The sequence below is a fragment of the Flavobacterium johnsoniae genome (genome assembly GCF_030388325.1).
GTDB classification, from domain to species: Bacteria; Bacteroidota; Bacteroidia; order Flavobacteriales; family Flavobacteriaceae; genus Flavobacterium; species Flavobacterium johnsoniae_C.
Map to the genome: position 1 here is coordinate 2,307,221 of NZ_CP103794.1, position 24,367 is coordinate 2,331,587.

The 24,367-nt window shown below is 32.3% G+C and carries 20 protein-coding genes; 13 read left to right on the forward strand and 7 right to left on the reverse strand.

Features of this window, described 5'->3' with window-relative positions; all coding sequences use genetic code 11:
• Window positions 1–4: 4 nt before the first annotated feature.
• The 4 genes from NYQ10_RS10055 to NYQ10_RS10070 all read right to left on the reverse strand — a co-directional run bounded on the left by NYQ10_RS10055 (window position 5) and on the right by NYQ10_RS10070 (window position 5,077).
• The gene (locus tag NYQ10_RS10055) at window positions 5–1,318 is read right to left on the reverse strand and encodes a restriction endonuclease subunit S (protein ID WP_289880486.1); all 1,314 of its coding nucleotides are present in this window, start codon (window positions 1,316–1,318) and stop codon (window positions 5–7) included.
• Window positions 1,319–1,320: 2 nt separating this feature from the next.
• Window positions 1,321–3,303, reverse strand: coding sequence for a type I restriction-modification system subunit M (locus NYQ10_RS10060; protein ID WP_289880489.1), 1,983 nt, complete (start codon window positions 3,301–3,303; stop codon window positions 1,321–1,323).
• 152 nt (window positions 3,304–3,455) lie between these two features.
• Window positions 3,456–4,700 (reverse strand): relaxase/mobilization nuclease domain-containing protein, encoded by a 1,245-nt coding sequence (locus NYQ10_RS10065; RefSeq protein WP_289880491.1) that lies wholly within the window; start codon window positions 4,698–4,700, stop codon window positions 3,456–3,458.
• On the reverse strand, window positions 4,688–5,077 hold the full coding sequence (locus NYQ10_RS10070) for a plasmid mobilization protein (protein WP_289880493.1): 390 nt from the start codon (window positions 5,075–5,077) through the stop codon (window positions 4,688–4,690). The genes NYQ10_RS10065 and NYQ10_RS10070 overlap by 13 nt, the downstream gene beginning before the upstream one ends.
• 1,049 nt (window positions 5,078–6,126) lie before the next feature.
• Between NYQ10_RS10070 and NYQ10_RS10075 the strand changes: the two genes are divergently transcribed.
• Together NYQ10_RS10075 and NYQ10_RS10080 are read left to right on the forward strand one after the other, a co-directional pair.
• Entirely contained in the window at window positions 6,127–7,647 is a 1,521-nt protein-coding gene (locus tag NYQ10_RS10075; protein ID WP_289880495.1) for a MauE/DoxX family redox-associated membrane protein, read from the forward strand.
• Window positions 7,648–7,734: 87 nt separating this feature from the next.
• Window positions 7,735–8,004 carry a DUF6520 family protein gene (locus NYQ10_RS10080; protein ID WP_289880496.1) on the forward strand — a complete coding sequence of 90 codons (270 nt, stop codon included), beginning with the start codon at window positions 7,735–7,737 and terminating at the stop codon, window positions 8,002–8,004.
• A 74-nt stretch (window positions 8,005–8,078) separates the two neighbouring features.
• Here NYQ10_RS10080 and NYQ10_RS10085 read toward each other — a convergent pair whose 3' ends face one another.
• From NYQ10_RS10085 to NYQ10_RS10095, 3 genes are read right to left on the reverse strand one after another with little or no spacing between them, the layout of a single operon-like run.
• Entirely contained in the window at window positions 8,079–10,706 is a 2,628-nt protein-coding gene (locus tag NYQ10_RS10085) for an alpha/beta hydrolase family protein (RefSeq protein ID WP_289880498.1), read from the reverse strand.
• Window positions 10,707–10,723: 17 nt separating this feature from the next.
• The gene (locus NYQ10_RS10090; RefSeq protein WP_289880501.1) at window positions 10,724–12,154 is read right to left on the reverse strand and encodes a RagB/SusD family nutrient uptake outer membrane protein; all 1,431 of its coding nucleotides are present in this window, start codon (window positions 12,152–12,154) and stop codon (window positions 10,724–10,726) included.
• A gap of 12 nt (window positions 12,155–12,166) precedes the next feature.
• Window positions 12,167–15,139: a SusC/RagA family TonB-linked outer membrane protein gene (locus NYQ10_RS10095; RefSeq protein ID WP_354669350.1), complete on the reverse strand. Its 2,973-nt coding sequence runs from the start codon at window positions 15,137–15,139 to the stop codon at window positions 12,167–12,169.
• 558 nt (window positions 15,140–15,697) lie between these two features.
• Here NYQ10_RS10095 and NYQ10_RS10100 point away from each other — a divergent pair.
• The 11 genes from NYQ10_RS10100 to NYQ10_RS10150 all read left to right on the forward strand — a co-directional run bounded on the left by NYQ10_RS10100 (window position 15,698) and on the right by NYQ10_RS10150 (window position 24,357).
• Window positions 15,698–15,946 (forward strand): helix-turn-helix domain-containing protein, encoded by a 249-nt coding sequence (locus NYQ10_RS10100; protein WP_111423929.1) that lies wholly within the window; start codon window positions 15,698–15,700, stop codon window positions 15,944–15,946.
• Between the two features lie 290 nt (window positions 15,947–16,236).
• Window positions 16,237–16,524, forward strand: a complete 288-nt coding sequence (locus tag NYQ10_RS10105) for a hypothetical protein (protein ID WP_111423928.1) — start codon at window positions 16,237–16,239, stop codon at window positions 16,522–16,524.
• A gap of 10 nt (window positions 16,525–16,534) precedes the next feature.
• Window positions 16,535–16,963: a hypothetical protein gene (locus tag NYQ10_RS10110; RefSeq protein WP_289880505.1), complete on the forward strand. Its 429-nt coding sequence runs from the start codon at window positions 16,535–16,537 to the stop codon at window positions 16,961–16,963.
• A gap of 42 nt (window positions 16,964–17,005) precedes the next feature.
• Window positions 17,006–17,287, forward strand: coding sequence for a DNA-binding protein (locus tag NYQ10_RS10115; RefSeq protein WP_289880507.1), 282 nt, complete (start codon window positions 17,006–17,008; stop codon window positions 17,285–17,287).
• Window positions 17,288–17,479: 192 nt separating this feature from the next.
• Entirely contained in the window at window positions 17,480–17,950 is a 471-nt protein-coding gene (locus NYQ10_RS10120) for a hypothetical protein (RefSeq protein WP_111423925.1), read from the forward strand.
• Window positions 17,951–18,654: 704 nt separating this feature from the next.
• On the forward strand, window positions 18,655–18,819 hold the full coding sequence (locus tag NYQ10_RS10125) for a hypothetical protein (RefSeq protein WP_289880510.1): 165 nt from the start codon (window positions 18,655–18,657) through the stop codon (window positions 18,817–18,819).
• Between the two features lie 407 nt (window positions 18,820–19,226).
• Window positions 19,227–19,946 (forward strand): hypothetical protein, encoded by a 720-nt coding sequence (locus NYQ10_RS10130; RefSeq protein WP_289880513.1) that lies wholly within the window; start codon window positions 19,227–19,229, stop codon window positions 19,944–19,946.
• Window positions 19,947–20,055: 109 nt separating this feature from the next.
• Window positions 20,056–21,093 (forward strand): TIR domain-containing protein, encoded by a 1,038-nt coding sequence (locus NYQ10_RS10135; RefSeq protein WP_289880515.1) that lies wholly within the window; start codon window positions 20,056–20,058, stop codon window positions 21,091–21,093.
• Window positions 21,094–21,122: 29 nt separating this feature from the next.
• Entirely contained in the window at window positions 21,123–22,352 is a 1,230-nt protein-coding gene (locus NYQ10_RS10140; RefSeq protein ID WP_289880517.1) for an AAA family ATPase, read from the forward strand.
• Window positions 22,353–22,387: 35 nt separating this feature from the next.
• Window positions 22,388–23,116 (forward strand): UPF0489 family protein, encoded by a 729-nt coding sequence (locus tag NYQ10_RS10145; protein ID WP_289880519.1) that lies wholly within the window; start codon window positions 22,388–22,390, stop codon window positions 23,114–23,116.
• Window positions 23,117–23,196: 80 nt separating this feature from the next.
• Window positions 23,197–24,357 (forward strand): PD-(D/E)XK nuclease family protein, encoded by a 1,161-nt coding sequence (locus NYQ10_RS10150; protein WP_289880521.1) that lies wholly within the window; start codon window positions 23,197–23,199, stop codon window positions 24,355–24,357.
• The last annotated feature ends 10 nt before the right edge of the window (window positions 24,358–24,367 follow it).

Here is a 24,367-nt window from a genome sequence, read left to right on the forward strand (position 1 = left end):
ATAGTTAAATTTCTATTTCACCATTGATAGCAGCTGATATAATGGCAGTTCGTTTTTCTTTTAATAGGTCGATTGTTGTCTTTATCTTATTTGTAATTTTATCAAACCTCAAACATTCTTTATCAAGAAATTTTACAATTTCTTTCTGACTCTCTATAGATTGCGGAAAAGAGATTGAGAAATTCTTGATGTTTTCAAAAGAAATTGCTTCTCGACCACCTCCGTATTGGAGTAAATCGATTTGATACTGTCCTACCAATGAAATGATTACAAAGTGCAAGTATCTATATAAAATCTTCTTGTTAACTCTTATGATGCAAACATGTTGATTAATGTTAGCTTCTATGTCTAAATTGAAATAATAACATCTTCCAATTGAACCACCTGTAATATTTAACAGCAAATCTCCCTTTTGTACTTGAGAAGATCTCATTTCTTTATGTATATCTTCAGGAATAAACGTTTCATCATTCAATCTTAATCCATCATTGTATATGTTTTGACTTCTCAAGAACAAAATGCCTGTATCTGTATAAATGTTTGCTCCTCCTAAAGGCGTTACCCCACTTCCTATTTTTTTTGTTAAAAATTTTAGTCTTTCAAGATTCCAACAATTCGGAATTTCACCCAACCACTCAATTCCTGAGTCTTTCATTGCTGTATTTAGGTCTAAACCTTTAGTAACCGATTGATTGATAATGGTTTTTCTCTTTTCTTCAAACAGTGCTATAAGTTTTGTTTTGTTTTCAATTAATAAGTCTATTTTCATTACTTCTTTGTCTAAAAACGTTACAATTTTGTTTTGTTTGGATATTGATGGCAGTGGCAGCTTATATTTTCCAATAGCATCTTTGGGTATTCCAAATCTAGTAACACCAGTTGCTTCAATTTCTAATTGGAGTCTATGCTCTTTTGATTCAAACGAATAATATAAAAATTTTGGAGTAATTAAATCTGTTTTGGGTCTCAATAAAGCCAAATGATAACCACAAACGGTAATATTTTCAAAATCCCCCGATACAATTGCAGGAATTCCAATATCGTTCCAACTTTCGGAATCTTTTGTAATTAACACATCTCCTCTTTGAATTAGAAATTTTTCTATTTCATTTTCAGTTGCGGAGCCTTTCATGAAGTCTAGGTCAGATGTAATGTAAGTGTTTTTATAAACGTCCATATAGTTACAAAGTCTTACTTTATCTTCATTATCCTTCACTATTTTATCAACAGGGGATATACGGTAATTGGCCACATGAAAGAGTGGTACTATTTTTCTATCAGGCGAAATCTTATTTTGCCAATCTAAATAATTACTCATACTTAATTATTTAATAGCTCTAGAATTTCATTTTCAACAATATTTAATTCCTTGTTGATAATATCCAAGGAACGATTATTATCTGTTTTGAAGAAATAACGATTAAAATTGATTTCGTAGCCCACTTTATCTTTTGATCTATCCATCCAAGCATCAGGTACAAATGGCAATACTTCGTTTTTAAAATATTCTCTTATGTTTATTTTCAAAGGAATGTTTTCAAAATCACGTAAATCAGGATCAGCTTCGAATTCATCTTTGCCTTTTTGTACTTTTTCCGCTTCAGCATCTTTGATTGTAAAAACACTACGAAAAAGATTCAATTCCTTTGCGGACCATTTTTTTTGGTTTATTTTTTTTATTTCCTTTAATACTTTAGTCCAATTCATTAAAGGTTCGCGACCTAGCTTTATGTCAATCGCTTGTATATCATCTAGTAAATGAGGACAAGCATCTAAAAATGCAGATTTTCCTTCTAAAGACATTTGGTATTTTAAACGTAATGGTCGCTCTACGGTCACCCTTGTAAAGCCGAAATCCTTATTATCAAAATTTTTAGTGTTTGTAGTATTCTGATATCGACCATACTCTTTTGTAATCATTTTTATTTGATCGGGTTCAATTACATTGACAATACCGTCATCAATGTTCCCTTCGCCGATCTTACGCCGTTTGCTTCCCTGACTCTTACGCATAGGAATATAAAATTCTCTAGCATCAAATAATTGAATTTTACCCTTTTGTTTAGTCGCTTTTCGGTTAGTTAATACCCAAATATAAGTTGTGATTCCAGTATTGTAAAACATTTGTTCTGGCAAAGCAATGATGCCTTCTAGCCAATCATTTTCAATAATCCATTTACGAATATCACTTTCTCCTGATCCAGCTCCTCCAGAAAACATGGGTGAACCGCTAAATACAACAGCTAGTCGAGAGCCAAACTTTTTGTTAGTAGGCTCATAAGGCTCAAACTTACTAATCATATGCTGCAAAAACAGCAAAGCACCATCATTAACGCGAGGTAAACCTGCTATAAAACGTCCAGTCTTGTCGCGATCAATTTGCGATTTTTGCTTTTTCCAATCTACACCAAATGGTGGATTAGCAATCAAATAGTCAAATTTGTTCTCTGAAAATTGATCATCAATTAAGGTATCACCGTATTTAATAGTGTCTTCAAATTTGGAAGAACTTTCATTTTTAATCAATAAATCGGCTGCTGCAGTAGCAAAAGCACGTTTATTATAATCTTGTCCATATGCTACCAATATGGCTTCATGGTTAAGCTCTTTTACATGATTTTTAGCTTCAGACAACATGCCTCCTGTGCCGCAGGTAGGATCTAATATCTCACGAATAACCGATTTGCCTTGCAAAAAATTATCATCATCAATAAACAAAAGGTTTACCATTAATTTGATAATTTCGCGTGGTGTAAAGTGATCTCCCGCTGTTTCGTTTGCTAATTCATTAAAGCGACGAATTAAATTTTCGAATATAAGTCCCATGTCCCTGTTTTTAACAACATTCGGATGTAAATTAACTTTCGTAAATTCGGAAATAATTAAATACAAAATATTAGCATCATTCATTGCAAATATTTCTTTCTCAAAATCAAAAAATTCAAAAATTTGTCTGACATTCGGTGAAAAACCATTAATGTAGCTAACCAAATCCTGAGCAATGCTATCAGGAGCACCTTTTAATTTTTCAAAGGTAAAAGGAGAGGTATTATAAAATTTTTGTCCAGTAATTTTTTCAAGTTTAGAACTTAATAGGGAAGGCGAAACATCATTATGATATTTTTGCTTTAAGTTTTCATATTCTTTAAGTACTTTATCTTTTGTGCTTTCTAAAACAGAATCAAAACGACGTAAAACAGTCATAGGTAACATAACACGTTCATATTGTGGAGGTCTGTACGGTCCACGTAATAAATCTGCTATATCCCAAATAAATTTTATATGTTGTTGATGTGAGGTCATAATTATTTAAATTGCAAGTGTCGTTTTTTATAATAAAACTGAAAGGTAAAAATAGAAAAAAAACAGTACTTATAGTGGTTTTATTAACTATGAATACAGAAAGATTTCATATAAAGTGGGCTGTACATTTTTTAGCTCCAGGATAATTGTTTTTAAACACCTCTATAAATTCTTCTTTTCTTTTTTTGTTTAAACTTTTTTGATACATAATCATTTATTTTCTCACCTCGAAGAAGTATATCTGCCAGATTTTCTTTCGCATAAGCATTTGAATCTAAATTTTGTAGTTTTTCTGAACTATCTAAATTGGTGTTCTGGCATTTTTTTTCTAGCGTAAGAATATTCATTGCACAGCTTTCTTGAATTCCTTTTGCACCGAACTCTTTTCCGATATCACTTCCATTGATAACAGATTGCGTTTTAAAATCGATAAAAGTAATGCCATAAAGCTTCCCCTCATTGCTTTTTCTTAATATAGTATGAATTGCTTCATCTTTGAGCCTTTCGGATAATCTCTCTACAGAAGTCATTCTCTCATCAAAGAAAGCCTGTCTCAAAGCATTTCTAACATGTTTTTTGCAGTAGTGCTTCTTTGTTTCATTTACCTTGAATTTTTCCTCCAGAAATTTTAAGGTAGGTCTGCTGTCGAATTCGCTTGCTTTTATCGGCATGCCTATCGGTTTTGAATTCTGGTCAAGTATCTTGTAAAGCAGTCCGTTGTTTTTAAAAACTCTTGATTCCTCGCTTCCTCTGTCAGCATGAACATTATAGAGATTTAAAACCGCGTTGAGTTCAGGCAGGCTTGAATATTTGTAATCAAATAAAACTTTGTTTAAAACTGAATTGATCGCCTTTTTGGACTCTGCTTTTCCGTATTGGACTCTGCCGACATCTATTGGATTTAACGAAAATTGTTCTTTCTGTTTTCTTCCTTCGGCTTTTACAAGCCCGAACATTTCTTCAATTTCTTTTCGGGCAGGCTCTGATTTTCTGATCCCTAATAAATGAAGATCGATTCTTTTTCCGTCTCTCTGAATGTTGTTTGTTACAATATGACAATGGGGATGCCCCGCATCATAATGCTGGTATACCAGATAAGGTTGTCTGCCGAAGCCCAGTTTTTCCATATAAGTGTCTGCAATTTCAGCCAGTTTTTCTTTCGAATGATTCTCCGAAGGATCAAAGTTGAGCGAGATATGCACTGAATTCCGCTTCGTATTGGTATTGAGTTCTGCCAGTTTCAGAAAGCGGTTTAATTTTGAAGTGAAATTCAGTTTTTCCAGTTCCAGCGGATAATTAACCGCGCTAATGCATTCCGCTTTTCCGATATCAACTTTATTTTCGTTGTAATTTAGAATGCCTCTTATGGACGAGCTTGTTTTTATCACTGCAACCATTTTTCTGCTATTTTCTGGGTGTGGCCTGAGACCTCTTCCATTTTGTCAAAAAGTCTTTTTCTCTGGATTTCGAAAAGATAAAGATGCCCTTTGAAATCGGGAACAGTTTTGAGCGTGTTAATCTTTCTGGCAATCTGATTTATATTATTGCCGATTGCCCGTAATTCGGAAGTAAGTAGAGCTGTCTCTTCCATCAGATCGTCCAAAGACTGGTTTCTGTATGTGGTTACAATGGGTTTGTTAAATAAGTGCCTTCTCATATGGTCACTTAATTTCCGACAAGTGCTTGCTCTAAATCTCTTTTCCAGTTCGGCATACTCCAAAGGAGTCAATCGCAGTCCCACGATTCGTGTTCTGTTTGAATTTTCTCTTTTCATCATCTTTCATTTTCATTGTTATCAAACTCTTTTTCTTTTAGTGTCCCCACCACCGAGTTCCGAGGCAATAGGTGGCAAGATAGGCGGTTGTTAAACAACCGTTCATCTTGCTGATTGCAGGAACGTGGTAATCTTTGGAGATTTTTTAAAAGCCAGCAACTAATTTAATGAGAATCTTCGAAATCATGATAAGTAAAATTTACCTATCATGACTACAGACAGTTAGAATGAATAAATACTTAAAAAAGAAAAAGGAAAAAAAGAAAGCAGTCTGTAATTGGACAATCAGACAGTTGAAGTGCTATAAGTCCCGAAGGGTGGCTTTTTGGAGGAACGAGAAAAAGTCATTATGCGTACTTCTCTGACTGTGTCCAATATTTTGCTTTAATTTTTTTCTGATTTAGATTTTTATCGTTAAAAAAATGATTAAAGATTCATTTTATTAAATGATTGGTTATCATTTCAAAACTTTAACTAAAAAAGCCTGTTTTAGAAAAATCTTGGCCTGTTTTAGATAACAAGTAACTAAAAAGCGTAGTATAATTTTGTGTATTAAAATAACAATTTTATAAAGTGACAATAAGCTCTTTAATATCAGTGTTTTATGTGCAACGAACAAATAAGTAAGAAAATTTTTTCATTGTAAGTGAAAATGGCACGTTTTTGAAAACTTTTGGCTCGATTTTGATAACAAGCGTTCAAATCAACAGCAGTAAATTTGTATCAACAGAATTCTTAAATGCTTAAACGAGGCAAATTTAGTGACAATGTATTAATAGTATACTATATGAATAATTAATGCATGAAAGTATTTTTTAAGGTGAAATTGGCTTGATTTTGATATATTTTGGCTTGATTTTGATATGTCTTTGTAAGTCAAGCTATTGTAATTTTGGAATATGCTATTATCTGGAAATTACTTGAGTTTAATAAATAATCAAATTTTTGACAAACGATTCCAATTTGTTTGCTATGTGAATGATTGAGAATAATGTAAAAATCTAAATAAGCAGGCATGATTAAATCATTAATGAAAAGAATAGAAAATCATGAGAAATAATGTAATAATTAAAAGTATGGTTCTCGAGATTATTTGTCTACTGCATGTAGTTCTGTTCGTATATGCAGCAATAAGCAAATTGTTGGATTTTGAAAATTTTAGAGTGCAATTGGGACAATCCCCTTTATTAAGTGCTTTTGCTGGATCAGTTGCGTGGATTGTACCAATACTCGAATTACTTATTGCTTTATTTATTACTATCAAAAGATGGAAATTGATCAGTCTTTTTGCGGCTTTTAATTTGATGGTCATGTTTACATCGTACATCTATATTATATTAAATTATAGTTCTTTTATTCCTTGTTCATGTGGAGGTATCTTAGAAAAAATGGGATGGAAGGAACATTTCTTTTTTAATTTGGTTTTCATAATGCTGGCAGCAGCGGGTATCCTGATATCGGCCGGTAGGGTGTCTCAGACATCTTTTATTTCAAAACCCGCTGTTCTTGCCAGTTCTTTCGTCCTTTCGATTTTTTTTAGTGTTGGTCTAGTGACTATTTTATTTATTTCATCTGAAAATATAATACATCATCGGAATAATTTTGTACGCCGTTTTCCTCATCATCAGGCCGTAAAAAGGAGTGAAGTTGATCTTCTTTATAATTCGTATTATTTTGCTGGAGTAGCAAATGGAAATTTATATTTAGGAAATAATACTGCTCCGTTACATCTAGTGTCATTCGATAGTGTTTTGCAAAAGAAAACATCATTAAAAATAGAATTGGATAAGAGTGATTTTAAATTTAAAGCTGTCAAAATTAATATTTCAGCACCTTACTTTTTTGTTGCGGATGGAAATGTCCCTTGTTTGTTTAGAGGAAAAATCTCAGATTGGAAAGCATCATTATTTATGAATCAAAAAGCATTTTTTTCACTAATTACATCAATCGATTCTCTGAATGTTGCCTTTCGAGGGCAGGCGGTAAAGAATAATGAAAATATAATTGGGTCCATCTTTCTGGGAAAGAATCAAAAAGTAAAATTAAATCCAAAACTGTTAAAAAAACAAATTGATGGAATTTTTGATACAGACGGCATGCTGCATTACAGTCCGAAGATAAAACGTATCGTTTATGTGTATTTATATCGAAATGAATTTGTCGTAGCTAATGATTCTCTTGATTTAAAATATATAGGAAAAACTATAGATACTACAAGCCAAGCACAAATTAAAATTTCCAACATTACAAGCAGGAATCAAAAGAAAATGTCGGCACCGCCGATTATCGTTAACAAAGCCAGTACAGTATGTAAAAATCTTCTTTTTATTTACTCACCAGTTCATGGATTATATGAGTCGAAAGATTTATGGAACCAGGCAAGTACTGTTGATGTTTATGATTTGAATGATGCTTCTTATGTTTCGAGCTTTTATGTTTATAATATGGGAGATCAAAAAATAAGAAATATAATTGTTAATGAGAATTACCTCTATGCCCTTATTGGTAATTATATAGTTTGTTATCAACTTAGTAATTCACTCTTACAGCATTACAAAAGTGAATTATGATTATAATATACTTAGCGCTCAGTATCAGGAATGTAATCGAACACCTGTAAAAAAAGTAGATATTTTTTTAATTTAATTTTTATTATCATGAAAACATTAAATGTGAAAAAGCTTTTGCCTGTGGCAGTGTTTGCCCTTGCAATTGCAGGTGCTTTTGCCTCAAGTCCAAATGGCAAAGCAACTAATGTAAGTGCGCCTGAACAAGGATACATCAATAATCCGAATCCATGTTCTGAATCAATTGATTGTAACAATCAAGGGAGTGAAATTTGTACCATTGAGGACACAAATCAACAAGTTTTTGGTTTGAATGCCAGTGGTACTACTTGTAACAAAGTCTTATACAAATTAAACTAATCTTTAAAGGGCTTGACTAGAATGTTAGGTTCATTTACAATGCAGTTCTATTTTTATAAAGAACTGCATTGCTTTTATTTATAAATAACCCAAGAGGGAAGGCTTTTATTCTGCAGATGATAATCGAACCACTGTTTAATATGATTGCTGAGATCTTCCTGATCCTTTGGATTCATTATAACATGCTTTTCCTGAGGATACACTAATAAAATATGCTCTTTTTGCAGTCTTCGCAATGCTAAGTAAAATTCTATGCTTTGATACCAATGCACTTGCCGATCCTGCTTGCCTGTCCAGGAGAGTAATGGAGTTTGAATGTTTTTTACAAATTCCAATGGAGAGTTGCGGCTGTATGCCTGTCTATCTTCAAAAAGTGATTTTCCCATACGCCATTGCTGATTTTCAAAACGCCATATTTCTGGAGTACCAGTATTCCATCCCATTGTTAAATACCAGCTTGTTAAATCTGCTACACCTGCACCAGAGACCGCAGCTGCAAATAAACTGGTTTGGGTAATTATAAAATTAGTTTCATAACCTCCAAAAGAGTGGCCTATCAAACCTATCTTATCTTTTTGAATAATACCTTTATCGATTACAGACTGAGTTGCTGAAAGAACACAATCTCCTGCAGAAATACCGGGATTGCCAATTTCGTATATAATATCAGGGCAAAAAACGAAATAACCTTGAGCGGTATAATTCGTTACGTTAAATCCTGTATCAGAATACAAAGTGGGATTAACATATTGATAAAATTCCTGAGATTTTAATTCATAGATGCTGACTATTAAGGGATATTTCTTAGCGGGATTATAATTAGCAGGATAAAAAAGTGCGCCTGTTAAAGATGTTCCATTTTTGTTAGAATAATGAATTTTTTCAGCCTTACCCCAATAAAAATCTTTCTGCTGTTTGTTGCTTTGAACAATTAACCTATTACTGCTTTTTTTATCTTTTTTAAACCAGAGCGAAGGAGCTTTTTCATAACTCTGCTGTTGAAAAATATAACTTTCTCCTTTTGAAGATTTCATCAGATAGCTATTTTTCATTTCATTAAAAACTAGAGGCTTTTCCGCATCGGTTTTATTCCAAATAAAATAGCCGCTTTTTTCATTGTTTTTTGCCTGAAGAATTAATGCATGGTCGAGATCAATTTCTACAGCATAGAAACCATTGTAGTTTTCTGTTTTAAAATTTTCATGCTGCTGTTTTGCTATCCTGAATTGTATGTTTTTTTCTCTGCCGTGTGTTAATCTTTTAACTGTTCTGCCATCGGGAGAAACTTCCCAGATGTCAAATTGATCATAAAGCAATAGTGAAGAGTCATTTTTTGTCCAGCCTAAAATCCCATATGCGGGAACTTCACCTGCTGAGTTATAATTTTGGTCAAAGAGAGGCTGGCTAATATTGGCTGAGCAGTTAAGGTGGATCTTTTTCAATATATCATATGCCCACCACTTCTGATCTTTAAAGTAGGTTATGAAATTACCTGTTGAAGATATAATTGTGTGATTTTTATTTCCAGAATGTTTAGTTAATATTCTGCTTGAATCCCCTGATATAAGATTGGTTAAGTTGAGGTCTATATCTCCCTGTTGTTTGTATTGGGGTTCATACTGCCACGGATTAAATGTGATAGCAAACTTTTGGTTCCCAGCTAGGATTACTTTTGGAAGTTGATTACTAGTTATTTGTTTAAATTTATTTTCATAAGGAAACCAAACACCCAGTTTGGCTACTTTATCCCATTGCCCAATTTCTTCTCGCTGCGAATACAATAACTTATCGGAGGCATTCCATATTTGTACTTGTGTTGAATCAATTACGGAATAATTATACTCCCGTTTTTTTATTCCAAAGAAAACACGCTGTCCATCATCAGATATTGTCAATTTAGTCGTCACAGTAGGACTAATTATGAAATTATCTTTAAGGTTTAAAAGTTTTTCGGAATCGAATTCAAAAAGCTTTTTATTTTTAAGGTTAAAGAAAAATAAATTGTTTTCATTGAGATTGCCTTTTTTTTGTAAAAAGGCAACGGCATTTCCGTTGTTTTGCCACGTTAAATTAAAAAATGAATTTTCGGATTTTTCAACAAGGATAGTCTTTTCGAGTTTGTCAGTTAAAGTTATAAATCCGATGCAATGCCCATCAGAAAACATAACAGCATTTTCTTGTGGAGCTATTTTATATTCGCGAACATTATCAATTTTCATTATCGTTAATCCTGAGGATTTTTTTATTTCCAGAGAAGGATCTCCTGCTTTGCTATATGCAATAATGTATTTTTTATTTCTTGTGTATTTGTATTGGGTTATTCCAGCATAAGTATGCGATTTGCCAGTTTTTAAATTAAGTATTTGCAGTCCTGCTATTGGCGAAATGCAGGCGAAGCTTTCTTCCCTATTGAAACTTCCATTAAATGCATTTGGAAAAACATACTGTATGTCCAGTTTTGTATTCTTAACAAAAAGAGTGTCTTTACCATTTGGATAAACAAGTTTGTAACTTATCCAGTTTCCATTTTCAGAAATATTTTCAGATTGCAGTGTATGCCACAGATGATAGTCGGATTCCTGAAGCATCTTTTTTTGTTTTACCTGCCCCAATAAAGGGCAGGCTACTAAAACAAAAAATAAAAATGTAATACGGGATAAAAATGACTCAACCTGTACTAGTCTTTTGTAATTGATTTTCATTGGATGTGTAAATGTTTTTAATATCCGTCATTTTGAGGAAGCAGATTTGGATTTACCCTCAACTCAGAATCAGGGATTGGAAAGAATCTATCAGTAGTATTCCATCCAGGTTTTGTTCCAGAGAGAACATTATCCAGATTTGCTGTTCTTTTAAGATCGAAAAATCGATGCCCGAGCTCAGTAAATAACTCAAGCTTTCTTTCCTCTAGAATAGCCTGCAGTAGATTTTCAGTTGCCGTTGCAGTTGTGTTTTGAAGCCCCGCACGATTTCTAATCTTATTTAAATCTTCTTTAGCTTCTTCCAGTTTATTGAGATGTACTCTTGCTTCCGCACGAATGAGATACTGTTCTTCTAAACGCATTACAATTGAATATTCAACCGATGTTCCCGTTGGACTTTTTTGTTTGTATTTATTAGCGTGATACCAAGTTGAGGTTCCGTTGGTGACTGATTTTATCCAATGGGTTTTTCTTAAATCATCAGAACTAAAGGCTGTAAATAGTTCATTATTTAAAGCAACAAGTGGCGGCGGTCCACTGGTAAATACAAAAAGATTTCCTTCATCTGTATTTTTACCAGCTGTTGAGGGCATCAGCTGCCAAATGGTTGAGGTGCTTTCTTTTAGAAATACTTTATCAATATTGTTTTCCCAGGGGTATAGATTCGTGTTATTAATTAGCAGAGAAGCGGTTTGTTCGGCCAATTCCCATCGATTATCGTACAAATATACTCTTGCTAACAACGCTTGTGCTGCTGATTTATTTGGACGAACACGACCCGAAGTAATATAATTAGACGGTAATAGCGATATTGCTTTTTGTAAATCATTTATGACCTCAGAATATATCTCAGAGACGGGTTTCTTAGAAACAACAGCATTTATTTGGTAATAAGTGGTTGTAATGTACGGTATATTCCCATAAATATTAGCAAGATAAAAATGAAGTAGTGCTCTGATAAAAAGAGCTTCTCCTAGTAGCTGGTTTTTATCTGATTCAATAAGTTTTGTATTATTAGATACTCCTTCAATTACAGCATTTGCAGCATATATTTGTTTGTATGTATTATTCCACCATCCTGCGACAGTAGTATTTGATGCTATGATAGTATTATTATAGAAATCTTTAGCAGCATTACTGTCTGTTCCATAAAACGTTAACTCATCCGAGTAGTTTCCTAAAAGATTAGAAATTCCTGTCGGTTTTCCTGTAATTAATCCGTTGTCTCTTATCTGGGCGTAAACATTTACCAAAGCAGCATTGGCAGTATTTTTATTTTCGAATACTGTATTTCCTGTTAATTGAGAAGTGGGAAGATCTACATCCACAAAACTGTCACAGGAATAGAGCAAAGAGCAAAATATAGGTATGCAGGCGAAATAAATTGATAATTTTATTTTATTACCATTAAAGAAAATAAGCTGTCTTAGTTGTATATAATTTTTCATAATCGTTTCGTTTTAGAAAATAAGCTGTAATCCTAATGCATATATTTTAAGAGGAGGTAAAAATCCAGATACTATAAACTCAGGATCAGCTCCTTTATAAGAGGTGAAGGTTAATATATTCTGGCCTTGAAGAGAAATACGGCATTTTAAATTTTTTAGACTGTTTTCAGGTAGATTATAGGATATTGAAATGTTTTTAAGCCTAAGATATGAAGCGTCAGTTATAGCGGCATTACTGTTAGTGTATAAGTTGTTTGCTGTTGTTACCAGCGAATTTGTTCCTGAACTGTACATTTGATAAGGTCCAGTATCTCCAGAATTCTGCCAACGATTTAATACTTCTTCAGTTTTATTAGACATACCGCCAGGCATGCCTAACATGCTTATTGAATTCCAGTTTTCTTGTTTAACGTATTGAAATAGAAAATCAAGCTGCCATCTTTTTAAGTTGAATTGATTTTGCAGACCGCCATAATATTTTGGACTGAAGTCTTTAACCGTTTGTCTATCATCAGGGGATGAAATTTTTCCGTCTTTATTGACATCCTCAAATTGATAAATTCCCGTTTGAGTATTGAGGCCAATGTAATTGTAAACCTTTTGAATATTGATGGATTTTCCAATTACATACTGATTAACATAGGTAGAGTTTTCTAATTGAGGGAACGCTATTAAATTATTTTTGGGAACGGTTAAATTAAGATTTGTTGTCCATTTGAAATTTTGTTTCTCAAAATTAACTGTTCTAATAGTCAGTTCAAATCCTGTATTTTCAACCGTCGCATTTAGGTTTGCTAATATTGAATTGAATCCTGTAGTTCCGGGCAGCGGAACTCCAACTAATTGGTTGGATGAACGATTGCGGTAATAGGCAGTCGTTAAAAAAATGCGATCTTGAATAAAACCTAGGTCTAAAGCTATTTCCATTTTTTTGTTGGTTTCCCATCCAAAATTTGGATTATATAAGCGATTGGGCTGCAGACCGACTGTTCCTTGATAATTATTGCCTGCAGAACTATAGGTGTCTAAGAAGTTATAGTCTCCGATTTGGTCATTGCCAGTAGTTCCGTAACTTGCTCTCAATTTTCCAAAGCTTAAGATTTTATTTTCTAGCAATGGTTCTTTTGAAAATAACCAAGCTGCTCCAATGGCACCAAAATTGGCAAATTGATTGCCCGGACCAAAGCGGCTTGAGCCATCTCTTCTTCCTGTAAGATTAACAATATAACGATCTTTCCAATTAAAGTTTGCCCTGCCGAAAAATGCTTGATATTTATATTGTGTCTGCTGATTTGTAAATACATAAAGATATATGGCTGAAGCAAGGTCATAAATTAAGCTGTTGCTTGCAAAACCATCTGCTTCTTGTACAAGGTGTGCCGTTTTTTGCTGTTGAAAAGTAGCACCAGCCAAAAGTTCTATTTTACCATGCCCAATTTTTTTATTCCAGTTCAATTGGGGTTCGATAATCCACGATTCTCTGTTGCTGTTATTGACAAATAATGATGAAGATTCGCTTCCCAGACCAAGTGAGGGATTATATATCGTTGATGGTGAAGTTCTGATTTCATCATAACGGAGATCACTAAATCCTACGCTTGTTTTAATTTCCAGCTCTGGGATTATCTGGTATGATAAAATTGCATTTGCAATAAGATTAGCTGTATTGGCTTTGTATACCGCTTCAAGACTACGTAAGGGATTATTAAACGTTCCGTTCTCCCAGTTTAGATTTCCAGAAGTATCATAGAGGGCGGGAGCATTTGGAGGCAGCGATCTTGCTTCTCTTGTAAAATCAGTCGCAGGTAAATTGTTATTTTGTGAAGAATATGAGGAAGACAAATTTATCTTAAACTTATTATCTGCTGATTGATGATTTAGATTAAAGTTTGCTCCGCCTCTTTTATACTTATAATCACCAGGGAAAACGGTAGTTTCATTATGGTAATTACCACTAAGAAGAAATTGCGTCTGAGCAGATCCGCTATTTATTGATATTTGACCATCATTTATTTGAGCCGTGCCTCCAATAAGTTCTTTCTGCCAGTCAGTATAGCGACTTTGATCCCAAGTGTCGTTTACATCATAGGCAGCTGCTGGATATTTTATAATTCCATCATTTGCAAATGCTTCTTTTCGCATTTCCAAGTATTGATCCGTATGCATTAAATTCATGTAGCGAGTTACATTTCCTACGGCTGTGTTTGTATTGATTGTGAATCTGGTTTTTCCTTCCTTGCCCTTTTTTGTATTTATTAATATAACTCCATTAGCACCACGGGATCCGTAAATTGCAGTTGCATCTGCATCTTTTAGAACTTCAATGCTTTCTATGTCTGAAGGATTAATTGAACTTAGGGGACTCACATTAGAACTTGGAATAATAATCGACGAGATATTATTATTGGATATAGAATTTGACGCATAAGGAACTCCGTCGATTATGTAAAGAGGCTGGTTTCCATCAGCACGTAAACTATTAGTTCCTCTTATCTGCACATCAAATCCACCTCCTGGTATTCCTGTGGTTTGGGTAATTGTAACTCCTGTCATGCGGCCTTGCATTGCAGAAAGTATGTTAGTAACAGGCTGTTTATCGATGTCCTTTGCGGTGATTTTTGCTATACTGCCAGTACGTTCGCTTTCTTTCACAGAATAATAGCCAGCATTGATTTTTACTTCCTGTAACGTAGTGGTGTCGTATTGGAGTTTGATATCAATTTTGGTACGTCCCTGAATAGGAATAAGTGCCTTCTTAAATCCAATAAAGGAAACAACTAGCGTATCATTTGATGATACAACAAGTGAATATTGACCGTTAAAGTCGGTAATGCAGACATTGTTTATTTTGTTTTTTATAGTTACTGTAACTCCAGGAAGTGGAGAAGTCCCGTCAGTTACAATACCTTCAACAGTATGTTGGTGTAAAAATGACGTGTGCGAATGCTCTAAAATTTTAGCGAATGACGATGAAAAAGATAGCAAAATGCCAGTGAAGATTAGGCAATAGAGAGCTCTTCCATCCTTGTAAAATGAAAAATAATTCATAATATTGGGATTGGTTAGTTAAATGATATTTGATTAGCTTAAAGGCTCTCTATACTAGTTTGGCGACGAGGTAGAGAGTCTTTTTATCTTTTAAGATAAAAAAATGGATACGTTTTTATTCATAAGTTTTAAATAGCAATAGTTATAGCATTGATAAAATGCGAAACGGCTCATTGCTAAGAATAAAATAAGAGAGTTGTAAGAATAAAAAAGGCATGGAACTCAGCTTATTGCACTAGAGGTATTGGCCATACCTTACCACGAATAAGTGAGCCCACGCCAATGGACGTGAGCATCTTGCTTATTCTCTCGTGGTAAATGAAAAGACCAATTTTCTAGTACGAGATTCAAAGCGAATGCTTCTATATTTTTAAAAGAAGTTTCGCAAATGTAATTAATAATGGAACAAATATAACAAAAAATATATTAAGTGGTATTTAAATGCTACAATATTTTTTTTCTAATAGCTGAAATTACATGTTATAAATATTTCAAATGGAGAAGGAGCAAAATAGCAAATTTTTAATATCATTCGGTAACAATTTGCATAAGTTTAGAACAGCTAAAAAACTGAGCTATAGAAAGCTTGCTCAAATGTGTAATGTTGATCATAGTCAGATAAGTAAAACTGAAAAGGGCCAAAAAAGCATTCAGCTAAAGACGATTTTTGATTTGGCTAGAGCGTTAGATGTTCATCCAAAAGATTTTTTTGATTTTGACTTTGAATTAAAAAAAGATGAATGAGTAAAAAAAATATTTTTTTTGTTATTAAATGTGATGGTTAGAATTATAAAAACTTAGCATTTTTTAATTATACTCTTCAATACTTCATTCTTTTTAAAGACATTTAACTTTGCATATATTTCTAAAAGTTAAGTCTTAGAGCCTATATTTATATAGTATTTTTAACTATTAACCCAATTTTAACTTTAGGTTTAAATCAAGGGTACAACTTGGGTACAACAAAAGTTGTACTTGTGGATAAATTTGTTTAATTGTTACTTTGATTTTTGTTGAAATAAAAGAGAAGTAAAATGGATTATTCAAAACCTTTATCAGATTTTTTTCTGGCTATTGAAAGAGATTTCCGAATCAATACTACTCATATTGCAATATTTGCAACACTTATTCAATTTCGAAAAAATAGTGGGTCAATAAATCCTATACAAGTATACAGCTTTGAAATTCAGAAAATAGCTAAAATCGCTTCACCGAAGACTTACTATAAATGTATTGGAGAATTGCATGCATACGGTTATTTAACTTATATGCCAACTAAAAATAAGCAAAAACGTAGTAAGATATATTTTCATTTCAAATAGGCGAGTAAAAATGAAAAAAGTTAAAACATATGATATTATAGATAATTTTTTTAAACTCGATACGAGATTAAAAAATATAGAAAGTCTAGTACAAACAAATGGATTTGGGAATGTTCAGGGCCAAGCCTTCTCTTGTAGTAATAAATGTAGAAGTTCTTATAATAAAATCGAGTTTGCAAATCTTTTCTATGTTTTAATGGATGAAGGTATTTTATATTTTGATTCAAATGATGCAAAAAAAAATCGAGGCTATTTCCAGGAATTTATAAGCGAAAATTTTACTTATAATGATAATGAAGGAGGCCAGAAAATAATAAGTACAATAAGTAGGCAGTTTTCTGAATGTAAAGGATATACCTATAAGATGAAGCAGATAAAATTTTTAGATGAGTTTATTGCATTAATGCAAGAACGTCGAAGAAGGTTGGAAAACTGGTAGAATGGATAAGAAAGAAGATTGATAATATGTAAAAGACTAGTGATGATGAAGAAGGAAAAGTGTTTATCTTATGTAATGGAAATGAAGGAGTTGATAGAGCTTGTATTGGCAAGACTGGAAAAGATTGATTCAAAAATCAGCCAAGGAAAAACTTTGAGGCCTGATTATTACCGGAATGAAGATTTAAAAAAGATGTTCGGGCTGTCCAATAATACTATTATAAAATACAGGCAGACAGGAGTCTTGCCTTATACTAAACTTGGAGATATCTTTTTGTATGACTCAGATAAAATCGATATGATACTTAAGGGAAATGCTTCTTAACATGCTAATCTCGGTCTTATAAAGGAAATTTTTCGCTATTAGAAACTATCTTCCTTATAAGCATTACTCTTAGAAACGATGTATGATTATTAGCTTTTAATGATGCATGAGTATTAGATCTTAATATTTGTGCTATTGTTCCATTTTAATTACATTGTGGATATTATTTAAAGTCACAATTTTAAAAGAAGGATGGAAAAGCTAAAGCCCACTAAACAACTTGCTCAAAATCTGAAAGATTTATTGAAAGATATCGGCGAAAATTCAGTTTTATTTCAAATTTACACAAGAATTCATTCAAGCGAATGGCAGGCATTCAAAAATCTGGAACATTCCGGCTGCGATATTGTCTTATTAAATCTGAAAACAAACAGGATAATAAAAATAGAAGTAAAGACCAGACAATCACTTTACACGACAGCGACGAGCAAAAATACAGAGGGAAAGCGACAATTTAATGTAACTAAAAATGAATACGATGAAATGGATTTACTGATATGTTTCTGGTTTGACTATAATTCATATTTCATAGTGCCCAAGTCTGATCTAGGTACTAATAATGCTAATATTAAACTCACGATAAAGAGAAACGGAGAAGGGGGCTACGGAATAAATGATAAATTTTTAGATAAATGGGAAAATCTGACCAGCCTACTATTGTAAATTTTGCAACACTAAAGTTTTTATACTGTGAACCAGAGTATTTCGAAAGGCAATTTTATTAATTAGCCATGTTTTTTAATAAGGGGCAAAAACTAATATTCTGTTTCTGGAAAAGCTTTCTTATGCTTAAAAATTGAAAATAGCTCAAAATCCATCTTCTAAAGGCGCACTGGAGAGTGTCTGTAGTTTCCATTTATTCTGTAAGTCAAGAATTAGAGATTGATTTTTTTACTCTGTTTATACTCAAAAGTAACAATGAAATATTAACGATTGTTGATGAATGTATTGAGCTAGATAAAAAACTCAAAATGAAGATTGCTTACTATGAAAAATTAAAAAATACCATATCTAATATTAAGATTTAGTAGTACTTTCCAAACAATGGATAGAATATAAGAATATAACTTATGACATATAAAGAGGTGCTGTATGGCATCTTTTTTTTATGCCTATTAAAAATTAAAAAAATAACAGGTATTTATACGGTTATCTTTTCATTCCAAAAGAATTATTTTGCACTTTATAATTGATTGATTACAGAATACTGTAGAATATAGAAAAAATTGTTATGTAGGTTTGCTGTTAATTTTTTCCAAAGACGTTTGCCAATCAAAATGCAGCTTCATGACATATGTGGAATTATGTTTCTTGTATATCGATTATGTGCAAGAATAAAGAAGTTTAAATGAACAGCTCTAAATATTATGTTACAACCAGCGAGTATTAAAGAATATATGGATAACCTTGCTAAGAGTTATCAAGAATTTTCTGAAGGAAAAGAAAAAACTGAACTTTGGAAGAAGATTAAAAAAAATGCCAATAAATATCTTCCTAATATTGATATTGAAGAAATAGATACTGAAAAATAAATAGCAAACCAATTTATGATTTATTACAAACGGAGAACAGGAAGATTTGTGGTTACTAAGCCACGACCATGGGCTCGCGAAAATCAACATCATTTCCCAGGAATTGATTTCAAGAAAAATCACCCAAAAACAGATACCATTCAAAATTATTTAATAGAAAATTTCAATTTTATGGTTGGTAATAATGATGAGCAAATATCTGTGTATATTCAATTTAGATCCAAACGTTGATGTTTAATATAAAATTTAACTTTTGAGTCAGGTTTGAATTAACAATAAAATTTCAAATCACTTGCTATCAAGTTTTATTAATATCTTAATATTCCTATAATTTGAAATAGAAATTTAACGTAATTCATTTCATATGATTAATGATAAAATTAACTTGCACTAATTCAATCTGAACCATGAAAAAATGTGAATTTTCAGAAACTCAATTTTCATTCTGCTTTACTTTTGAGTACATAACTCGATTTTATCCTTTTGTACCATTGCCTATTTTTCCAAATACATATTGGGAGGGTAAAAAAGGTGGGGGTTATGACGTCAAAATTAAAGGTAATATATTTTTCCAATTCAAGATCCCAACATATCACGATAGTGTATATCGTCCGTATTGGGATGTTTTCGGTCATGATTATTATAAAATGAAACTTGATACCAATGGGAAACAGTACGAGTTATTAAAAGCACTTGTCAGACCATTTAATAAAGTGTATTACTCAGTACCAGAATTTCATACTATTACTGAGTTATATTTTAATTACTCCAAAAGTTCAATAGAGTCAAATTCTGGAATTTTTGCGTTAAATTATCTTCCTGCTTATGGTTCAGGTAAACATCATTTGATATTCAGCCCTCGGCATAATTGGGCTAATGTTTTTTCAGATCCCTATAGAATTGACAAAGTTCAAAATATAAATCCATATGAAATCTTTGCTGAAAATGATAATTTAGAAATTACAATTTACAGTCAAGCATTACAATTAAGGTCGCTATTGCTTGAAGATGTAGAAAATTCAGAATTGTTAGAAGAAAGTAAAGATCCACAAACTTTAGTTAAAAGCGTTCATTCTCTTTTGCTAGCAAAGTATAATGTACATTGGTATCCAATAATCGATTTTTAAATTCTATATTCAATAAGATTTTTCTGTTTTAATTAAACGATATCAAAAAGCGAAATATTTTTTTGAAGCTCTTTAAACAGTAAAAAAATAAGAAACTTTCATTCAAGTTATGAGAAATAATTTTGCACTATTTTATTCATGGCAATCGGATATAAGGAATAATTCCATACAAGGTTGCATTGAGAAAGCAATTAGAGAAGTAAAAAAAAAGTATGAAAAAGAGCTTAATTTAGAAATTAATATAGATCGTGATACACGAAATAGAACTGGTAGCCCAGCTATATCCGCTACTATTTTCAATAAAATAGATACAGCGGATATTTTTATTTGCGATGTCACAGTAGTCAATAAAAATTGGCTGAACAAAATTTTGAAACACCGAGTTGGACCAAATCCAAATGTTTTAATTGAATTAGGTTATGCAGTAAACCAAATTGGTTGGGAAAGAGTAATTTGTGTAAATGATCTACGATATTCAAATCCGGAGGAATTGCCTTTTGATATAAGAGGTCACAGAGTTACTTCATTTAATAGTTCAGAAGATAAATTTAAGGATAAGTTAAAGGGGCAATTATTACTGGCTATAAAGTCAATTGTTGAAAATTTTGAACAAATTGTAAAAGATCAAAACGAAAAAAACAACAAGTCTCACGATTTAAATTTATATCATAAATTTACCAAATTATGCAATGAAGTCACATTATTAGATAGTATTTCTCTTTCAGTCGATAGTCTGTTTACCAGTAGGTACTACTTCGAGAAATGGGATTTATTGGAGGAGTTTTACAAAATATCGGAGAATATTTTTATAGATGAATCTATAAATGAGTCTGTTGCAGTTTTTCTCGAAGAATTGGATACATTTCATTCCATTGTTGGGCAGGCTTTTCATTTGGATTATGAAAATAGTCAATACAAAGAATATTTATCATTGAAAATGAGTGATATTGAGTTGACAGAAGAACAGGAATTTGAATTTAAACATGTTCAAATTTATAAAGCAATAAAACAACCATACAGAAATGAAAGCTGGCAGGAGGCAGATAAAAGAAACCTTGAATTGCAACAGAAGCTTTTTGAACAAGGAGAAAAGGTAAAATCAGCATACAGAGATTTTGTTATGATTGTTAAAAAGAAGTTGTTATAATAATTTAAAAGAAGAGCTTAAAAGATAATATGCCAAGAGACGAATTTTCAATAGAAGTTAAAAGGCGACTTGCACAAAGAGCAGGCTACTTATGTTCAATTTGCAGCAACATTACTGTTGGGCCTTCCGATGAAACCCACACTTCAGTGAATTTGATAGGAGTGGCAGCACATATAAGTGCAGCATCAGAGGGACCTGGCAGTAGGCGATATGACAGTGTTTTAACTTCTAAAGAACGAAGCAGTATTGACAACGGAATCTGGTTATGCAATACACATGCGGATTTAATTGATGGTGACGAAACAACATACACGACATCATACTTAAAATTTATCAAAGAAACGCATGAACAGAAAATTAAATTCAGACTATCAGGTATTAGTGTTGATAAGGGAGTGATTACTAAAATTGAACTTTCTAATTTTGGTCAAATAACAAGCCCTGTTGTATTGGAATTTACAGACAGAAATATAATATATGGCAATAATGGAGTTGGTAAGACACTCATTTTGGAATTAATTGCCTCACTTTCCGATAAATCATATTTAGAGAGATGGACTGATGACAGGGAAGTTAAAGCCAACTCTTTTTGTAATGTTTATTATTTCAAAAACCAACTTGATAAATTTTCCCTAGCAATAGACAATAAGGATAGAGTTTTGTATTCATTCAACGATACAGAAATTCCTTTTCTTGTGCCAACAATGACCATTTTATTCATTAGTGAAAGCTATTGGGACTATTTGAGAAGTCTTACAGAAGATGAAAAAGAAGATAAAAGCCTTGTAAAACTACTGTCCTCATACTTTAGATTATCCGAAGATGAGTTTGTGAATGTAATTGGAGGTATAATGAGGGATAAAAAGTTTTTCTTTAACGATATTAATTTTAATGAACAAAAGGACGATTTAATTGTTAAGGTCTCTGACAAATTACATAGTCCCGCTTTTTCATTTAGGGCATTATCAGGTGGAGAGCAAGACAGAGTTTTACTGGAAATAACATTAAAAATTGCCTATTATCATGCAAAATTCAATTCGACGATTTTGCTAATCGAAAACACAAGTTTTGGTACTCTTGACTCTAGGGGGATTAATAGTTTATTTGACATACTGCGAAATGAACAACCAAATTTTCAATTTTTCTTTACAACAATCCCAAATACAGATTATGATGTAGAGGGTTTTAAAGTTTATGAGTTGTTTGTGACCGATAAAAAAAATGTTGCTGTCCAGGTAAAGAAAAACATGCAAGACTAAACTCTAAATAAAATGGAAAATCACTAAAACAAATTATGGAGACAATTCTATTTAATGGTAAAAAAAGTTCTGATGAATTTGAATTAAACTTATTATGCAACGAGGGGAAAATTTATTTAATGGATAATCATTTGGCTGCTAGCTGGTGTTGGTTAAAAAAAATAGATATAAAACAACAGTATAATTTTTTACATATTGATAGGCATTATGATTTATTAGATAGTCAACTTGACAGTTGGATAGAAGCTTTACAGACTCAAAATATTAATATGGTCCACCTAACAATTGAGGAACTTGTTGGATTAAGATATGAGCAAAAAGATATGGTCAAAAAAAAGGATTTTTTTCCCATCTTTCGCTGGGATAGTTACATTACAATATTTGATAGGCTTTATCCTGGCTTACTAGCTTTAAATATTTTCGCTACTCAAAAAAATGGAGATCTGATTGATGAAATGGAAATTTCTGAAATTGATGCTTGGTACTTACAAGATAATTTATCTTACAGGGTAAATAAAACTGATCGAAAGTGGATTATAAATCTAGATATAGATTATTTCTTTACAAGTTACGACGATAACCAATATATTCAATTATATACTGATGAGTTTATAATTAGAATTGCGCAGGAAATAAGAAAATCAATGGAAAATGTTGCGGTTCTGACAATAGCATTAAGCCCTGAAATGTGCGGTAGTTGGGAGAATTCCGAAAAAGTTGCAAAATTAATTTTGCAAGAGCTTGACATCAATTGGCAAATTTAGGAGACTACTTTTTTCTGTATGCTGTAGAGCAATAAATTATAAATTTTCTATTAAGGGAAATGTAACAGGACAATCGGGCCATGGAAAAGCAGGTGGATAGCCGAACCTTAATGATGGGAAAAACTTTGTATATAGTAATTCCCTACGTAAAATATGAGGGAAAGAATGGTCAAAAATTATCATCTATGAGTAAAACTTTTTTCGAATATCTAGGAATCGCAGACATGGAAAGAATCCATTCTCAAATTTTGGCGTGGATATTTTCATCAGACTGCAATGCTTTAAGCGAGAGTCAAAAACGCGATTTGGTCATGAATATTTTTAAGTTGGAAAATGTATTAGAAATCAAGCATATTTTGACAGAAAGCCAAAGAATAGATATTATTATAGAAACAGACAGCGATTTGATTGTTATAGAAAATAAATTAAAATCCTCGCAGCATTCCAATCAGCTTGAACGTTATGTTGAGCTGTTTAGAAAGACTCATAAAGTCAAACCAAAATTTTATTTTTTAACTCTAATTGATGAAATAGTAAGAGATCCTAATTGGAAAAGAATTTCATATACACACATATTTAATGCTTTGCAAAAAATAAGACTAAGCGAGAATTCCCATTCAGTAATACTTACAGAATATATTGCTTATCTTGGAAAATTATCTGGATTGCTGATAGACTTTCAAAACGACAGTAAAAAATACGATATGGTTTTTTTAGATGGAAAGAAAAAGAAAGCCGATAAATTAAATTTTCTTTATAAAAATGAATATGAGAGGTTTATTGCTGAAAATCAACTTGAAACAATACTGCAAAAAAGCTTCTTAACTTCCCTTTCGCTTCGAATTGAAAAGGTAAACACTTTCGTTACCGATACCAGAGGCGACGCCTTGATTGATTTTCATTTAAAACCTAACATTTACTTTGGCGGAAAAAGATTCATGACAATGATTCAGTTGCAGAATGATGTCATAAAGTTTGCTTTCCTAGTGGCCGATAAATATGGCAGCTCAAGAAAAGACTGGATTCAAGGCATGATCCCAAAAATGCTTGAATTAAGTTCAGAAAATACATTTGGGTATGTCAAATGCAATCGTCCCAAGACCAAGGCTTATATATCAATATCCAAGAAACTTAATCGAAATTATTGGCATATGAATATGGACGAATTGGTCGCTTTTATTGAGCAAGAAATTGATAATGGAAATAGATTAACAGAGCTACTGGAATCAAAACTTAATTAAGGGTAGCTAT

What these genes read in the sequence shown, in the direction of transcription:
- NYQ10_RS10055 (WP_289880486.1), bottom strand. Translation starts at nt 1,318, where the DNA reads ATGAGTAATTATTTAGATTGGCAAAATAAGATTTCGCCTGATAGAAAA.
- NYQ10_RS10060 (WP_289880489.1), bottom strand. Translation starts at nt 3,303, where the DNA reads ATGACCTCACATCAACAACATATAAAATTTATTTGGGATATAGCAGAT.
- NYQ10_RS10065 (WP_289880491.1), bottom strand. Translation starts at nt 4,700, where the DNA reads ATGGTTGCAGTGATAAAAACAAGCTCGTCCATAAGAGGCATTCTAAAT.
- NYQ10_RS10070 (WP_289880493.1), bottom strand. Translation starts at nt 5,077, where the DNA reads ATGAAAAGAGAAAATTCAAACAGAACACGAATCGTGGGACTGCGATTG.
- NYQ10_RS10075 (WP_289880495.1), top strand. Translation starts at nt 6,127, where the DNA reads ATGAGAAATAATGTAATAATTAAAAGTATGGTTCTCGAGATTATTTGT.
- NYQ10_RS10080 (WP_289880496.1), top strand. Translation starts at nt 7,735, where the DNA reads ATGAAAACATTAAATGTGAAAAAGCTTTTGCCTGTGGCAGTGTTTGCC.
- NYQ10_RS10085 (WP_289880498.1), bottom strand. Translation starts at nt 10,706, where the DNA reads ATGAAAATCAATTACAAAAGACTAGTACAGGTTGAGTCATTTTTATCC.
- NYQ10_RS10090 (WP_289880501.1), bottom strand. Translation starts at nt 12,154, where the DNA reads ATGAAAAATTATATACAACTAAGACAGCTTATTTTCTTTAATGGTAAT.
- NYQ10_RS10100 (WP_111423929.1), top strand. Translation starts at nt 15,698, where the DNA reads ATGGAGAAGGAGCAAAATAGCAAATTTTTAATATCATTCGGTAACAAT.
- NYQ10_RS10105 (WP_111423928.1), top strand. Translation starts at nt 16,237, where the DNA reads ATGGATTATTCAAAACCTTTATCAGATTTTTTTCTGGCTATTGAAAGA.
- NYQ10_RS10110 (WP_289880505.1), top strand. Translation starts at nt 16,535, where the DNA reads ATGAAAAAAGTTAAAACATATGATATTATAGATAATTTTTTTAAACTC.
- NYQ10_RS10115 (WP_289880507.1), top strand. Translation starts at nt 17,006, where the DNA reads ATGATGAAGAAGGAAAAGTGTTTATCTTATGTAATGGAAATGAAGGAG.
- NYQ10_RS10120 (WP_111423925.1), top strand. Translation starts at nt 17,480, where the DNA reads ATGGAAAAGCTAAAGCCCACTAAACAACTTGCTCAAAATCTGAAAGAT.
- NYQ10_RS10125 (WP_289880510.1), top strand. Translation starts at nt 18,655, where the DNA reads ATGTTACAACCAGCGAGTATTAAAGAATATATGGATAACCTTGCTAAG.
- NYQ10_RS10130 (WP_289880513.1), top strand. Translation starts at nt 19,227, where the DNA reads ATGAAAAAATGTGAATTTTCAGAAACTCAATTTTCATTCTGCTTTACT.
- NYQ10_RS10135 (WP_289880515.1), top strand. Translation starts at nt 20,056, where the DNA reads ATGAGAAATAATTTTGCACTATTTTATTCATGGCAATCGGATATAAGG.
- NYQ10_RS10140 (WP_289880517.1), top strand. Translation starts at nt 21,123, where the DNA reads ATGCCAAGAGACGAATTTTCAATAGAAGTTAAAAGGCGACTTGCACAA.
- NYQ10_RS10145 (WP_289880519.1), top strand. Translation starts at nt 22,388, where the DNA reads ATGGAGACAATTCTATTTAATGGTAAAAAAAGTTCTGATGAATTTGAA.
- NYQ10_RS10150 (WP_289880521.1), top strand. Translation starts at nt 23,197, where the DNA reads ATGGAAAAGCAGGTGGATAGCCGAACCTTAATGATGGGAAAAACTTTG.